The organism is Geothermobacter hydrogeniphilus, from assembly GCF_002898515.1.
In the GTDB taxonomy this organism is placed as follows: Bacteria; Desulfobacterota; Desulfuromonadia; order Desulfuromonadales; family Geothermobacteraceae; genus Geothermobacter_A.
In genome coordinates this window covers 1-14179 of the sequence record NZ_PPFX01000024.1, presented here as the reverse complement: position 1 = coordinate 14179, position 14179 = coordinate 1, and the positions used below count along the sequence as shown (strand labels likewise).

At 60.8% G+C, this 14179-nt stretch carries 13 protein-coding genes and 4 pseudogenes; 8 read left to right on the top strand and 9 right to left on the bottom strand.

Annotated elements, in window-relative coordinates; translation table 11 throughout:
- Nucleotides 1-91: 91 nt before the first annotated feature.
- Nucleotides 92-430: a DUF86 domain-containing protein gene (locus C2E25_RS10965; protein ID WP_103115781.1), complete on the bottom strand. Its 339-nt coding sequence runs from the start codon at nucleotides 428-430 to the stop codon at nucleotides 92-94.
- Nucleotides 423-713, bottom strand: coding sequence for a nucleotidyltransferase family protein (locus C2E25_RS10960; RefSeq protein WP_103115780.1), 291 nt, complete (start codon nucleotides 711-713; stop codon nucleotides 423-425). Before C2E25_RS10960 ends, C2E25_RS10965 begins: the two co-directional genes overlap by 8 nt.
- A 290-nt stretch (nucleotides 714-1003) precedes the next feature.
- On the opposite strand from C2E25_RS10960, the gene C2E25_RS10955 reads away from it, so the two are divergent.
- Genes C2E25_RS10955 through C2E25_RS10940 form a run of 4 tightly spaced genes read left to right on the top strand, consistent with a single transcriptional unit; the run spans nucleotide 1004 to nucleotide 5629 of the window.
- Entirely contained in the window at nucleotides 1004-2314 is a 1311-nt protein-coding gene (locus tag C2E25_RS10955; protein ID WP_103115779.1) for a TolC family protein, read from the top strand.
- The gene (locus C2E25_RS10950) at nucleotides 2311-2898 is read left to right on the top strand and encodes a TetR/AcrR family transcriptional regulator (RefSeq protein ID WP_103115778.1); all 588 of its coding nucleotides are present in this window, start codon (nucleotides 2311-2313) and stop codon (nucleotides 2896-2898) included. The genes C2E25_RS10955 and C2E25_RS10950 overlap by 4 nt, the downstream gene beginning before the upstream one ends.
- Nucleotides 2895-4049, top strand: coding sequence for an HlyD family secretion protein (locus C2E25_RS10945; RefSeq protein WP_103115777.1), 1155 nt, complete (start codon nucleotides 2895-2897; stop codon nucleotides 4047-4049). The genes C2E25_RS10950 and C2E25_RS10945 overlap by 4 nt, the downstream gene beginning before the upstream one ends.
- Nucleotides 4050-4051: 2 nt before the next feature.
- A complete protein-coding gene (locus C2E25_RS10940) occupies nucleotides 4052-5629 on the top strand; it encodes a DHA2 family efflux MFS transporter permease subunit (protein WP_103115776.1) in 1578 nt (525 codons plus the stop codon).
- A gap of 7 nt (nucleotides 5630-5636) precedes the next feature.
- Here C2E25_RS10940 and C2E25_RS10935 read toward each other — a convergent pair whose 3' ends face one another.
- The 4 genes and pseudogenes from C2E25_RS10935 to C2E25_RS10920 all read right to left on the bottom strand — a co-directional run.
- Nucleotides 5637-6275 carry a LysE family translocator gene (locus tag C2E25_RS10935; RefSeq protein WP_103115775.1) on the bottom strand — a complete coding sequence of 213 codons (639 nt, stop codon included), beginning with the start codon at nucleotides 6273-6275 and terminating at the stop codon, nucleotides 5637-5639.
- Nucleotides 6276-6552: 277 nt separating this feature from the next.
- Nucleotides 6553-6768: pseudogene (locus C2E25_RS10930) on the bottom strand (EamA family transporter); the annotation flags it as partial.
- A gap of 4 nt (nucleotides 6769-6772) precedes the next feature.
- Nucleotides 6773-7765: an IS1595 family transposase gene (locus tag C2E25_RS10925; protein WP_103115773.1), complete on the bottom strand. Its 993-nt coding sequence runs from the start codon at nucleotides 7763-7765 to the stop codon at nucleotides 6773-6775.
- Nucleotides 7766-7846: 81 nt separating this feature from the next.
- A pseudogene (locus C2E25_RS10920) lies at nucleotides 7847-8575 on the bottom strand (DMT family transporter); the annotation flags it as partial.
- A 160-nt stretch (nucleotides 8576-8735) separates the two neighbouring features.
- On the opposite strand from C2E25_RS10920, the gene C2E25_RS10915 reads away from it, so the two are divergent.
- The gene (locus tag C2E25_RS10915) at nucleotides 8736-9581 is read left to right on the top strand and encodes a methylated-DNA--[protein]-cysteine S-methyltransferase (protein WP_103115772.1); all 846 of its coding nucleotides are present in this window, start codon (nucleotides 8736-8738) and stop codon (nucleotides 9579-9581) included.
- A gap of 80 nt (nucleotides 9582-9661) precedes the next feature.
- Here the strand turns inward: C2E25_RS10915 and C2E25_RS18135 are convergent.
- From C2E25_RS18135 to C2E25_RS10905, 3 genes and pseudogenes are all read right to left on the bottom strand, one after another.
- Nucleotides 9662-9823: pseudogene (locus C2E25_RS18135) on the bottom strand (EamA family transporter); the annotation flags it as partial.
- 79 nt (nucleotides 9824-9902) lie between these two features.
- Nucleotides 9903-10088 (bottom strand): annotated as a pseudogene (locus C2E25_RS18130) (EamA family transporter); the annotation flags it as partial.
- A gap of 32 nt (nucleotides 10089-10120) precedes the next feature.
- Nucleotides 10121-11110 (bottom strand): nucleoside recognition domain-containing protein, encoded by a 990-nt coding sequence (locus C2E25_RS10905; protein ID WP_103115771.1) that lies wholly within the window; start codon nucleotides 11108-11110, stop codon nucleotides 10121-10123.
- A gap of 372 nt (nucleotides 11111-11482) precedes the next feature.
- Between C2E25_RS10905 and C2E25_RS10900 the strand changes: the two genes are divergently transcribed.
- The 3 genes from C2E25_RS10900 to C2E25_RS10890 all read left to right on the top strand — a co-directional run bounded on the left by C2E25_RS10900 (nucleotide 11483) and on the right by C2E25_RS10890 (nucleotide 14015).
- The gene (locus C2E25_RS10900; protein WP_103115770.1) at nucleotides 11483-12754 is read left to right on the top strand and encodes a DEAD/DEAH box helicase; all 1272 of its coding nucleotides are present in this window, start codon (nucleotides 11483-11485) and stop codon (nucleotides 12752-12754) included.
- A 354-nt stretch (nucleotides 12755-13108) separates the two neighbouring features.
- Nucleotides 13109-13513, top strand: a complete 405-nt coding sequence (locus C2E25_RS10895) for a hypothetical protein (protein WP_103115769.1) — start codon at nucleotides 13109-13111, stop codon at nucleotides 13511-13513.
- Nucleotides 13514-13538: 25 nt separating this feature from the next.
- Nucleotides 13539-14015, top strand: a complete 477-nt coding sequence (locus C2E25_RS10890; protein ID WP_103115768.1) for a YaiI/YqxD family protein — start codon at nucleotides 13539-13541, stop codon at nucleotides 14013-14015.
- Nucleotides 14016-14179 lie beyond the last annotated feature (164 nt).

Here is a 14179-nt window from a genome sequence, read left to right as displayed (position 1 = left end):
AGTGGGCATCAGGCCCCGTACCTACATACATAATCTATTTAGGCACGCGACAGAAAAGGTCACAGCAATAGCACGCTGGATGGATTGAACCTCAGGAAATCAGTTTTTTCAGCAGGGGCGGCAATCCTGGAAGACGGTCCTGAACGACATTCCACACGGTGCGCAGATCGACACCCATGTAATCGTGTATCAGGACATCGCGCAGACCTGCCATACTTTTCCAGGGAATCTCGGGAGAGACCTGACGAATGGCTTCGGGAATGTGTTTGGCAGCTTCCCCCATGACCTCCAGGCTGCGCAGGACAGCATTAATGGTTTTTCTGTCAGAAGAGAAGGTTTGAAAATCGAACCCGGTGGTAAATTCTTCGATTTCCTCAAGGCACTGAAGAATGTCGATGAGGTAATCAGTAACCTCCCTTCCCTCAGACATACTCGACCTCGGAAAGGATCCTTTTGCCAATCTCCGGCTTAAGGGCAGATTCCATCACCAGATCGACCTCTTTCCCCAAGTGATCTTCAAGGAAATTTTTTAACTCAAGAAAATGGAAGAGATCAATTTCTCGACGGAAGGAAACCAGTAGATCGATATCGCTCCCTGCAGTTTCCTCTTCTCGGACAAAGGAGCCGAAAAGTCCGAGTTTACCAACCGCAAAGCGCTCTTCAAGTTCCGGCTTGTTCTCGCGAATATATTGAAATATCTCTCGTTTCCCCATGTTTTGTTCTTATCACAAATCTGTCTGGGCTGCAAAGAAGAACGAGGCGGCAGGACAATGTCACTCATCAATGAGCAACAGGTTGCATGGTTTGGTCTCCTTGGCATGGACTCTGTCTGACAAGACTATCGGGGGACGAATTGTCAGCAACGAGATTTTTCCCTTTTCTCCACCGCCTATTCATTTCGTGGAAGGCGAACCCTGCAATTCATGGAGTTTCCCCTTGACGTCGTTGCTTCCGCGACTTATTTTATCGAACGTTCGTTTTAATTCATTGTCCGAGGTCAACCATGCGCCCATCAATTCTTGTCCTCCTGTTTCTCTGTTTCGGAACGGCAACGGCCCAGGCCCGTCCCCTTGACCTGACGACTGCCCGACAGCTGGCCCTGCAGAACCAGAGTGCCATCAAACAGCGACAGGAAACCCTGCGCAGCCGGCAGTACCAGGCCCGCGCCGCAAGCGCCGACCGTCTGCCCCGGCTCGACTTCAAGGCCACCGGCAACTATTTGCGCGATCAGCCCATTGAACGGTTCGACGGTCTGGAGTTTCCAGTCAACGACCGCAGCATCTATCACTACGAGCTTGACCTGATCCAGCCGCTGTTCACCGGTTACGCCCTCAGCGCCCGGCAGAACCTGGCCAGGCTTGAGGTCGACCTGGCTGATTTCGACCTGCGGCAGGCCCGCAGTGACCTGCTGCTGGAAACCAGCCTGCGCTATCTCGATCTGCTGGAGGCCCGCGACCAACTGCGGCTGGCCGACGAGGAACATGACCAACTGCAGGAACATCTGCAGGATGCCCGCGCGCTGTTCGACCAGGGGCTGATTCCGCGCAATGATCTGCTCAAGGCGGAAGTCGCCCTCGCCCAGGCGGAGTTGCGGCGTAAAAAGATCGCCGGAGAGCAGCGGCTAGCCAAAAGTCGGCTGGCACTGCTGATCGGCCTCCCCCGCCGGGAATCTCTTCAGTTGAGCGCGCCGAACATCCCGCCGCCTCCCCGCCTGGAGCTTGAAGAGCTTGAAGCCGGGGCACTGCAGAAACGGCCGGAAATCAATGCGGCACGACGCGCAATCGCCATGGCCGGGGAACGCCTCAGGCTGGAACAGAGCCGTTTCTATCCCCGCGTCAGCCTGGTCGGCAGCTATCAGCGCGACGGCACCGACATCGCGACCAACGACAACCCCTACCGCAACCGGGACAATGCCAGTATCGGCCTGCAACTGGACTGGAACCTGTTCGCCGCGGGCGCCGACCGCTCCCGCGCCATTGCCGCCCGTCACCAGATCAGCGCCGGCGAACAGGCGCTCAAGACCCTGCAGGACCAGATCCGGCTGGAAGTCGAAGCGGCTCTCGAGCAACTCGAAGTCGCGCGACAGAACCAGACCACGGCCGAGGCGGCTCTCAGACAGGCGCGGGAGAATCACCGTCTCTCGACCCTGCAATTCCGTGAAAATCTGATCTCCACCAGCGACCTGCTCGACGCCCGCACTCTTCTAACCCGGGCCGAAACCGATCTGCAGTCGGCCCATTACGACTATCTGCGCGCCCTCGCCCTGTTGCGACATGCGCGGGGAGATGACGCCGTTTCGGGAGGGACATCATGAGCAGACGAGCCAACCTGAGCCGCGATGCCATTCTCGACCGCGCCATCCCCCTGTTTGCCGAATCCGGCTACAACGGGGTCAGCATGCGGGATATCGCCCGCAGTTGCGGGCAGAGCAGCGCCAGCCTCTACCATCATTTTCCAGACAAACAGGCCCTCTACCTGGCAGCCATGAAACAGGCCTTTGCTGACCGTACGGCCCAGCTGCTGACCCTGCTGCGGGAGGACGGTCCCGCCGACCGGCGACTGCGAAACCTGGTCGAGACGCTGTGCCGGCAACTGACAGAGGATCGCACCTTTCAGCGGCTGCTGCAGCGCGAATTGCTCGACGGCGACCGGCAGCGACTGCAGTTGACCGCCGAATCGGTCTTCAGCGAAGTGACCCGCGAGCTGCAACGGCTCTGTCGTGAGCTTGCACCGCAGTTCGATCCCTTTCTTTTGGCCGGTTCGATTATCGGCCTGGTGATGCAACATTTTCAAAATGCCGGCCTCAGGCGTTTTCTACCCGGATTTCAACTGCAGCACGACAATCCGGTCGTCATTGCCGAACATATCGTCGCCCTGCTCCCTGGAGGAAAACCATGACCGAAAAAAAACCGCCGTTGAATCGGCGCCGCCTCTCGCAAATCGTGCTGCTGGCGATGGTGATCATCCTGCTCGCCGGGCTGGCCCGCTTCATCCATCATCGCCTTAATTTTGCCGTCACCAATGCCGTTTTTGTCGCCAGCGACAGCCTCACCGAGATCGGCTTCGACCGCATCAGCGGAACCCTGCTTGAGTTGAAGAAAAAGGAGGGGGAGGTGATTCACAAAGGGGAGCTGCTGGCCCGTATCGACCCCACCCCCTACCAGCTGGAAGTGGAGCGGCTGCAGGCGGAGTTGAACACCGCCGATCGACAACGCGCCGCCCTGCAGCTCAAACGTCGGCGGCTCGGTAAAGAACTGAACCTTCAGGTGCAGATGGCGGCTGCCGACATCGAGCGGCTGCAGCATGAACAGCAGGCGCAACAGGCCCGTAGTGACAGCCTGAAAATGCTCATCGAACAACTCCAGCGCGATCGACAACGTTATCGCAATCTGCTCAAGCAGCAGGTCATCGCCCGTCATCGGCTCGAATCCCTGGAAACTGAACTCGACAGCAAGCAGGCCGAACTGCGTGCCATTGAAAGTGGCAAACAGGCTCTCGACCCGGCCATAACCACCGCTCGGCTTAAACGTCGGCTGGCCCGGGCGCAATTGAAGCAACTGGACGAACTCGATCAGCAGCTGAAAGGCGCAGAACAGAATGTCAGGCGGCTGCAGGCCAGGCTGGACAAGGCCCGGCGGGATCTGCGCAACACCAGCCTGTTCAGCCCCATCGAAGGCCGGGTCGCCAAACGCCTGGTCACCCCCAACAGCCAGGTCTCCCCCGGCCGGCCGGTCTACGCCCTGGTCAATCCCGCCGAACTCTACCTCAATGCGCTGCTGGAGGAAAACAAGCTGGAAGGGGTCCAACCCGGCGCCGAGGTCAGCATCAGCATGGACGCCTACCCTGACCTGCACTGGCAGGGCGAGGTCGAACAGATCCTGCCGGCATCGGCGGCGACCTTCGCCCTTGCCCCGCGGGATATTTCCGCCGGGGAATTCACCAAGGTCGCGCAACGCATCCCGGTCCGCATCCGCATTACCGGGGGGCCGCGGGAACTGTTGCGGGTGGGACTGGGCGGCGAGATCGAAATCCGCCGGCAAAAAGGCTGAGAATGAACGCTCCGACAGAAATCTACCGCGAGATTTCGACCGGTTACCGGGTGGTGCTGACGCTGATCGTCATGGTCGGCTCCTTCATGGCAATCCTCGACACCACCGTGGTCGACGTGGTGGTGCCGAAGATGATGGGACCGCTGGCGACCGATCTTTACGGCGTGCAGTGGGTGATCACCGCCTACATGACGGCGGCGGCGGTCGGCCTGTTGCTGACTCACAGCCTCGGCGCGGTGCTGGGTCTCAAGCGCCTGTTCCTGATCGGGCTGGTGGTCTTTACCGGCGCCAGTTTCTTCTGCGGTCTGGCGGGCACTCTGGGTGAGATGATCGGCGCCCGGGTGCTGCAGGGCCTCGGCGAGGCGTTGATCATGGCCTCGGCCCAGACCATCCTGTTCCTGATCTACCCTCCTGAGAAGCGCGGACTGGCGATGGGTATCTACGCCATGGGCGTCAGCTTTGCCCCGTCCCTCGGGCCGACCGTCGGCGGCTGGATCACCGAACATCTCAACTGGCGCTGGGTCTTCTTCATCAATCTGCCGACCGGGGCCCTGAACCTGCTGGCCGGAGCGATGCTGCTGCCCAAACTGCCCGGCCACACCAGACGACTCGAATTCAATTTCCTCAGTTACCTGCTACTCGGCGGCTTCACCGTCAGCCTGCTGGTGCTGCTCTCCAAGGGACAGCAGCTCGGCTGGGGGCAGTCGACCCTGATCGGTGTTCTCGGCTACGCCAGCGCCATCCTGCTGCTGCTCTACCTGGCCAACGAACTGCGGGCGAAAAAGCCGCTGATCGACGTCGCCATCTTCCGTGACCGGGTCTACAGCCTGTCGATGGGCTTCTATTTCCTTGTCCTCGGCCTGTCGATCTACCAGATCTTCTACCTGCTGCCGCTGTATTATGAAAACCTCAAGCGACTGAGCACCTTCGACACCGGGCTGCACATGCTCGCCTTCGCCATTTTCATCGCCATTTTCTCACCACTGGCCGGCATCCTCAGCGACCGTTACGGGCCGCAGAAAGTGTTGCTGTGCAGTACCGCGCTCTACCTGGTCACCAGCTACTGGCTGCTTCCTTCTCTCAATTACTACACCCCGGCCGCCCGGGCAGCGCTGTTGACCATCCCCCTGGGAATCAGTCTCGGCGCCTTCTTCGCGCCGCTGTCGGCCCTGGCGTTGCGCAACCTCGGGCCGCGCACCGCCCAGGGAGTCAGCCTGATGCACTACCTGCGGTTCGTCGGCGGCTCCCTCGGCACCGCCATCGCCACCAACACCCTGGAGAAGAGCACCGCTGTCCACTACGAGAACATCGCCCCGGTGCAGAATCTGCCGCACCTGCTGAACCAGTTCTCCAGCTGGGGACACCAATTGACAAGCAACATCAAGGTCGAACCCCGGGTCGCCGCGCGGTTGATGCTGAGCAAGGTCGAACAGCTGCAGGCGACCAGCTACGCCTTCCAAGACACCTTCCGCCACGGCTTCATCTTCGCCATTGCCGGGTCGAGTTTTCTGCTGTTGATTTTCTGGGTGTTGGCGCGCGAGAAACGCGCCGAGGTCGGGAGTCTGTCAGCCCGTCAATGACTTGCCGCTACTGATGCTCCACCGCCATGCGCAGGCCGAGGGCGACTAGCACCGTGCCGGTGAGGCCGTGGAACCACTGGCTGACCCGCGGACGCTGCAACCAACCCTTGACCTGCCGGACCATCAGCGCCAGCAGGCACTGCCAGAGCATGGCGATGGCAAAATGGCACCCGGCCAGAAAAAACGATTGCAGCAAGGCCGATCGGGCCGGGTCGATGAACTGCGGCAGGAAGGCCATGTAGAAAACCACCGCCTTGGGATTGAGCAGGTTGGAGAGGAAGCCCTCGCGCAGGGAACGTCCGGCCGCGAAACCTTCCAGAGTCGCCATCCGGTCTTGCTCCAGTTCGAAGATTTCGCGCCGCAGGCCCTTGCGCAGGCTGGTCAGGCCCAGCCAGACCAGGTAGGCTCCGCCAGCCAATTTCAGCAGGCTGAAAGCCCAGACAACCTGCATCAGAATCACAGAGATCCCCACCGCCGAGATCCCGGCATGGAGGAAGAGCGACGAGCAGATGCCGAGGCTGCTGACCGCGCCGTCGCGCCAGCCGCCGCGGGCAGTGTTGCGGATGATCAGCATGGTATCGACCCCTGGAGTGAGGGTCAGGATGGTGATCGCGATCAGGGCGGCGGCGAGACTGAGATGGTCCATCAGGTTTTCCCTTTCCACTTGCAAACAGCTTGACGAGAGATACTCTGCAACAAGTCCTTCAGTTTAGCAACTCCTCCTGATGAAGCCCTGTCACCGCCGAACTTTTGAGGTAGACAGCGAGTTGCAAGGGATCGGGCACCTGGAAACAAAAAAAAACGCAGATTCCCCTTGCCCCGCTTACAGCTTCACACTTCAGGCTTCCTCCTCGCCCTCGGCATCAGCGAGGAAGAGGTACAGCAGATCCGCAAAAAATCATTCGAACCAGTCCCCTGCCCCTTCAGGATGCGGTCGAACCGGATAACCGGATTCGCGCCGCCAGCCGCCCGTCAATCCCCAGCAGGCCCAGCCCGATCAGCACCATGCCGGCGAAATCCGTAGCCGCGAACTGTTCCTCGAGGAAGAGCGCACCAAGGAGGATGGCGCTGACCGGGATCAACAGGGTCACCAGTAGCAGGTTGGTAGCGCCGGCGGTGGCGAGCAGGCGGAAATAAACGGTTCTATCCACCAAACAAAGGTTGTGGAACGGCGATGCCGCCGTAAATAGTCCGTCTTAGCTGTGTGCCAACCGCATATTGGAGCAGGTTGTCGAACTGTTCAAGTACCGGTTTGGCTTGCATAATGATCTTTGACAATCCGTTTCGCTGTACCCTCTCCACGGGGTCACGATTATTCCACCGGAAGACAACTTCGCCAAGGTAGCGTGGCAGGTGCTGGCGACTGATGTAATGGAAGACGCCTTGCTTGGCCCTCTCTAGGGTTGCGTTGAAAGATTCAGCCGTATTGACATGGGCGTTACCCCTAGCGAACTCCTTGATACCATGATGGACGCTTTCGTGACTGGCGAAGTCCTTCCCAATAGCGATATAGGTCTGAAGCTGGTCTGTCATAAGTTGAGCGTCTGACGCGACAACCTTCCTGATATGCGGCGCCAGGGTTGCGTAACTGTCATTGTCGACAACGCTTGCCCGAGCGAACCCTTTGCGACTGACCGCTACATGAACACAGGACTTCCGGGTTCCTTTACCTCTGGGATGTTTCACTCCACGCTGAAACCTGGGCTTTCCGCCAAGGTATTTTTCGTCCAGTTCAACAATTCCAGACAGTTGCCCTATAGCATTTCCGTGCGCGGCCATCATGGCCCGAATGGCATGGCCGATTTTCCAGGCCGTTTTCTGATTAACTCCGATCCATTTGGCCAGGAATACGGATGATACGCCTTTGCTGGAATTGATCATGAAATACAGAGCCATCAGCCATGTTCGCAACGGCAACTTGGTGCCGTGTAAAGGTGTTTTGGTTGTCACGGTAAACTGGCCATGGCAACCGCCACACTCGTAAAGGCCGGGTCGGGCTGTGCGCCCTCTGATCGGCCAGGATTTCAGACAACCACAGTGCGGGCAAACTCTGCCATTGGGCCAGATTGCTTTTTCCAAAAACTTGCGGGCCACTGCCTCCGTGGGAAATCGTTTGCGAAACTGATTGAGATTCATGGATCATCCTCCTTTGGGGAGCATGATCCACTGATATTGTGTCAAATTACGTCACAGACCACCTTTGTTTGGTGGATAGAACCGGAAATAAATGATGTAGGCGAGCGCGGTCGAAACCAGCGCCAGGCCGAGAACCGCGCCCCACACCGGCGGTCCCGGCACGGCGAGCTGCCAGGGACGGTCGACCAGCAGCGCCAGCGGCAGTAGCAGGAGGGTCGAGGCGCTCACCTGCCCGGTGGCGGTCTGCAACGGCGTGATCCCCATGCGTCCGAAACGGCGGCCGAAGACCCCGGCGCAGGCGTAGGAGAGGGCCGCGCCGAGCACCGCCAGCTGCGGCAGCAACGCGCCGCCGAGTCCTTTCAGGCTCTCCGGGCCGATAATCACCGCCACGCCGGTAAGCCCGAGCAGAATGCCGGCCAGTTTGCCTCCGCTCAGCCGTTCATCGCGGGTCAGCAAGTGCGCCACCACCAGGGTAAAGAGCGGCGTGGTGGCGTTGAGAATCGAGGCCAGGCCGCTGGCGATCTGGGATTGCCCCCAGACGATCAGAGAAAAGGGGAGCATGTTGTTGAGCAGGCCCATCCCGAAGAAGGCCGCCCAGGTTCCGCCATCGCGTGGCATCCGCAAACCCATCCCGCGCAGGACGATATGCAACGCCAGCGCAGCCAGGCCGACCCGCAGCAGCACCAGGGTGAAGGGCGGCAGCGCCTTCACCGCCACACCGACAAAGAAGAACGACCCTCCCCAGAGGATGGAGAGGAGGATCAGCAACAGCCATTCCGTAGCCCTCATGCGCCGATTGATCTGGTTCATTTCTCAACTTCCTTTCATTTCGGCAACAGAATAATGCCAGGAGTAGCGGCCAGCCACCCGATTCTTGCGAAAGTCTGAAAAGCAAGAATCGGGTGGCCCATTTTCCTTCCCTTGTCTATCCTGACCGGACTCGGTTAAACTCCGACGAAGGAGAAGATCGATGGACCATCCTGATTATCAGCACATCGCGCAGGCCATCCGCTTCCTGGAAGATCATGCCTCCGAGCAACCCTCCCTCGAAACGGTGGCGGCCCATATCGGCTTCAGCCCCTTTCACTTTCAACGCCTGTTCAAGAGTTGGGCAGGGGTCAGCCCGAAACGGTTCCTGCAGTACCTGACCGTCGAGCATGCCAAGCAGATGCTGCGCGCCTCGGAGTCGGTGCTGGAGACGGCCTTCGAGGTCGGCCTGAGCGGGCCGGGGCGGCTGCACGACCTGTTCGTCAGCGTCGAGGCGGTCACCCCCGGCGAATACAAGAGCTTCGGCCGCGACCTGCAGCTGTTCTACGGCTTCCATTCCACCCCCTTCGGCGACTGCCTGCTCGCCGCCAGCACACGCGGCATCTGCGCCCTCTCCTTCGTCGAAGACGGCAGGCGGCAGGCAATCGAGGAACTGCGTTCAGAGTGGCGACAATCTGAACTAGCGGAGGATACGGAACGAACCGGGCTTCTGGTCGATAGGATTTTTGCAGCACCCGACAGGGAGCAGGACGAGCCGCTGCGGCTGCTGCTCAAGGGGACCAACTTCCAGCTCAAGGTCTGGGAGGCGCTGCTGAAGATTCCGGAAGGACGTGTCGTGAGCTACGGCACCCTGGCCCGGGCCGTCGGCCACCGGGGAGCGCACCGGGCGGTCGGCACCGCCGTGGGGCACAACCCGATCGCCTGCCTGATCCCCTGCCACCGCGTGCTGCGCAGCAGCGGCGGCATCGGCGGCTACCGCTGGGGCACGACCCGCAAGCGGGCGATGCTGGCGCGCGAGGCGGCGCTGACGCAAATCGCTCCGGCCTGAATCAGTCCTCCGCCGGAGCCAGCGGTACGGCCAGTTCCGGACCATCCTTCCTTCGCCCCAGGAAAATCGACAGCTCCAAAAACGATCATCCCGGCCAGCATCAGGGCGCAGCCGAACAGGCCGCGCAGAGAGAGGACTTCGCCCAGCAGCCACCAGCAGCCAATCGCCGCGAACACCCCTTCGAGACTCATGATGATCGCCGAGTGGGCGGGATGGGCGTCGCGCTGAGCGATGACCTGCAGGGGGGGAGCCGGCAAAGAGGGCCAACCCGGCCGGCAGCGCGCCCTTGAAGACCGGGATCCGCGCCACCGGCATCGGCGGCGGCTGGCGCTGGCCCAGCACTGCGATCAGCGGCAGCAGCGACAGGCTGCCGAGGGCAAAGCGCACCGCGTTGAAGGTGAAAGGACCGACATAGTCCATCCCGAGCCGCTGGGCAACGAAAGCCAGGCCCCAGATGGTGGCGGTGATCAGCAGCAGAATGTCGGCCTTCAGGATCCCCTGTCTCATATCGTCATCATCGGCAAAAAAATCGGTTCAGATCAAGGATTTTCGGATCCGGACAGGGCCGCCGCCCGCCCGAACAGGAAACGCTCCACCGTCCGACCCGGCATCCGGACGACAATCCGCGCCAGCAGCGTGGTCACCAGCAGCGCGAAGAGGAAGCGGCCGACCAGCAGGCCGGACCAGTGGCCGCCGAAAGCCATCACGAACAGGGTGTCTTCGATCAGGCTGTGGCAGATACACATGAAACAGAGGGAGAGGAAGACGTCCCCGGCTGAGACCTTTCCGGTCCGCACCTCCCTGAGAATCAGGGCACCACCGTAGGAGATCCCCAGCAGGCTTCCGGTGACGGTCATCGAGGTGGCGGAGCTGCCGATCCCCATCAGGCGCAGCAGCGGGGTCAGGGCCCTGGCCAGCAGCGGTGTGATGCCGGCCCGGTCGAGCAGCCGCAGACCGGCCAGCAGGACGGTAATAATCCAGAAAATCGACCACAGCGACTTGAGGCCGGTGAGGGCCCAGGTCCCCCAGTCTGCGGCGGGCGGGGTCAGCTGCAGAAAGACCACCTGTGCCGGTTGCTGCATCCCGGCGAAGCCATTGTAGACCAGGTTGAGCAGGACGCCATAGACCAGGGCAGCGGCCAGGCGCAGCACCAGGGTGAAGAGAAAACCGGCCCCGGCTTTCTGGGCGATACGCTGCTCGACGGGCAGCGAATGGGCGATCAGGATCATCGCGCCGAGGACCGTCGCCTGGGCGATGCTGAGGGGCACCGAAGGCAACAGCGTCAGCAGCGCCGCGGCAGCGGCGTAGATGTTGACCAGCAAGGCGGTCACCCAGACAAAGCCCATCTCGCCCGGCAGGCCGACCAGGGACATGACCGGGGCGACAATTTTACCCACCAGGTCAATGGCTCCGAATTCGACGGCGAGACGCACCAGGATCATCACCGGCACCATCACCTTGAGCAACTCAAGGTAAAGGGAACCGCTCTCCTGCAGGAGGGTTTTGAGTGTTCCCAAGAACTTTTTCATGTCATACCTCACGGGTTTTCAGAAAAGAACAGAATAATGGAAAAACCACAAAAAGTGACCAACCTTTGCAGACTCTATGGAAAATTCGTTCAAAATATGCTTTCCAACAGACGGATGAAAATGGTGGAACTGTCCACCCGGCAGCGGGGCACGCTTGACTTTTCACCACCATGCCTGATACTGTCTATCAAGTTTCGCGTCCTCAGAAGAAAAGGGCGGAGACACCAATACCGCTGTTCCAGGATTGAAAAGACGTCTCTTCAGGCTCCGGAATCATCCGGGGCTTTTTTCATTCCGGCCGTCATCGGCCGCGTCCCCTCTCCCGCAACAGTCCCCATCGGCCGCAAGTATCGGACCGCAAAAAAGGACCCTATGAATTTCAGCAGTTTCAATCTCCACCCGAAAATCAACGCCGGCATCACGGCAGCCGGCTACACGACTCCGACACCGATTCAGGCACAGGCCATTCCAAAAATCATGCGGCAGCGCGATGTCATGGGCCTGGCCCAGACCGGCACCGGGAAAACCGCGGCCTTCGGCCTGCCGATCCTGCATCGCCTGATGACGGGACCACGCGGCGGGGTTCGCGCCCTGGTCATTGCCCCGACCCGCGAACTGGCCGAGCAGATTCACGAATCACTCAGCCTGCTCGGCAACCAGAGCGGCCTGCGCAGCACCACCATCTACGGCGGTGTCGGCATCAACCCGCAGATCTCCCGACTGAAAAAGGGGGTTGATATCGTCGTCGCCTGCCCGGGACGCCTGCTCGATCACATTCAACAGGGCACCATCGACCTGCGCCGGTTGCAGATGCTGGTCCTCGACGAGGCGGACCAGATGTTCGACATGGGCTTTCTGCCCGACATCCGACGGATCATCAAGGCGCTGCCGGTCCAACGACAGACCCTGCTCTTCTCCGCCACCATGCCGAAAGAGATCCGCCACCTGGCCGAGGAAGTCCTCACCGACCCGGAACGGGTGCAGGTCGATATCGTCGCCCCGGCGGAAACGGTCAGTCATGCTCTCTACCCTGTGCCGCAGCATCTCAAGACCAACCTGCTGCTCAAACTGCTGCAGCAGACCGACACCGAATCGGTGCTGGTCTTCACCCGCACCAAGCATCGCGCCAAGCGCCTCGGCGAGAAACTCGGCAAAAGCGGCTACCGGGCCACCTCGCTGCAGGGTAACCTTTCCCAGAACAAACGCCAGGCGGCCCTCAACGGCTTTCGTGACGGCAGCGTCCAGATCCTGGTGGCCACCGATATCGCCGCCCGCGGTATTGACGTTTCACAGGTTTCACACGTCATCAACTTCGACATTCCCAACACCACTGAAGCCTATATCCACCGCATCGGCCGTACCGGCCGCGCCAGCCGCAGCGGCGACGCTTTCACTCTGATCACCGAGGAAGATCGGGCGATGGTGCGGGCGATCGAAAAGGTTCTCGACCAACAGGTCGAGCAACGCAGGCTAAAGGACTTCGACTACCGGCTTCCCGCGCCTGCCCGCAGCGGACAGAGCCCCCGGTCTCCGCAGGCGGCACGACCGCGTAAAGGCTCCCCGGCCGGCAACGGATCTCGTCCGCAACCGGCCCGCAGACGCCCACGGGGACGCACCGCGGAAAATCGTCGCGGGATCCTGTAACCCGCCCGGCAGGAGGCCGGCAGCGGATCCAATCCGGCCCTGCGGCTTCCCGCCAGATCCAGTTTTTTCCGCTGTCACGGTTTCCTTTGCCCGCGACAGGGTGTATGGTTGTAGGAGTATGTACGCAGGGATGTCCGGGCAACCGGGCAAAACGGCACAGGATCAACCATCCGCCTTCCTGAAACGCCTTCACAATCATGACAGCCCTCGCGCGCTTCCTTAGCCGCGAGAGCTGCTGCAAGCTGAAAAGGGCTGGATCATGCCCAGCCTTCAGGCAATCAAGCAGACGGACCCTGCCGGTACCGCGAGCCCGGCCCTTGCCTTCTGCTGCTCCCCCTACAAGGAAGGATGACCATGTCAGAGACTGCTCTATCACCAGGCGATCCGATTGAAGGCCGTTGCACCAAGTGCCGGAAAAACACCTCGCACACCATCATCATCATGGGTACGGAAGGACCGGAAAAAGTCCAATGCGGCACCTGCGACAGGCAGCACAAGTACCGCCCCCCCACGGCGCCCAGAAAGCCGGCGACACGAAAACCCGTCGACCCGAGGATTGCCGAACGCAAGGAATGGGAGGAGTTGCGTCCCAGCCTGGACAGTGCTGCGGCCAGGGACTACTCCATGGACGGCGAGTACCGGGTCAACAACCTGATCAACCACCCGCTCTTCGGCCTGGGCCTGGTTCAGCGAATCGCCGGCGCGCGCAAAGTCGATGTCCTGTTTGAAGATGGCCGAAAAACCATGCGCTGCAAATAAGCCGCCATCAGGACGGATTCTGAACATGCAGATCTGGGTCGATGCCGACGCTTGTCCGAAAAGCGTCAAGGAGATCCTCTACCGCGCCGCGGCAAGAACCGGGATCAGGCTGACCCTGGTGGCCAACCAACCCCTGAAGGTGCCGCCATCTCCGCACATTACCACCATACGAGTCGCGGCCGGGATGGATGTCGCGGACACGCACATCGCCGCCGAAGCCGAAGCGGGAGACCTGGTGGTTACCGCCGACATCCCGCTGGCGGCACAGTTGGTCGACAATCGGGTCCACGTTCTCGGACCGCGCGGTGAAGTGATCGACCGGGACAACATCCACGAACGGTTGAGCATGCGCAACCTGCTCGACGAGTTGCGCGGCAGCGGCATCGAGACCGGCGGCCCGCCGCCATTGAAAAAATCCGACCGCCAGGCCTTTGCCAACCGCCTCGACCAGCTCCTGGCCAGGGCGGTGTCACCGGCACCGGGAAACACCCATTCACCCTGACCTGAATCCGTGAGTTCCTGTTGGATGGAGAATGCAAGTGTTTGGCCGGGCTCACTGATTCAGTCGCGGTAGGGACACCGGTTACCCGGCGCCCCCCGCACAGATCCCAGCGTGCGGAACTACCGCACCGGGCTCCTGCCTCAGGTCAAACGCAGAGGCGTTGA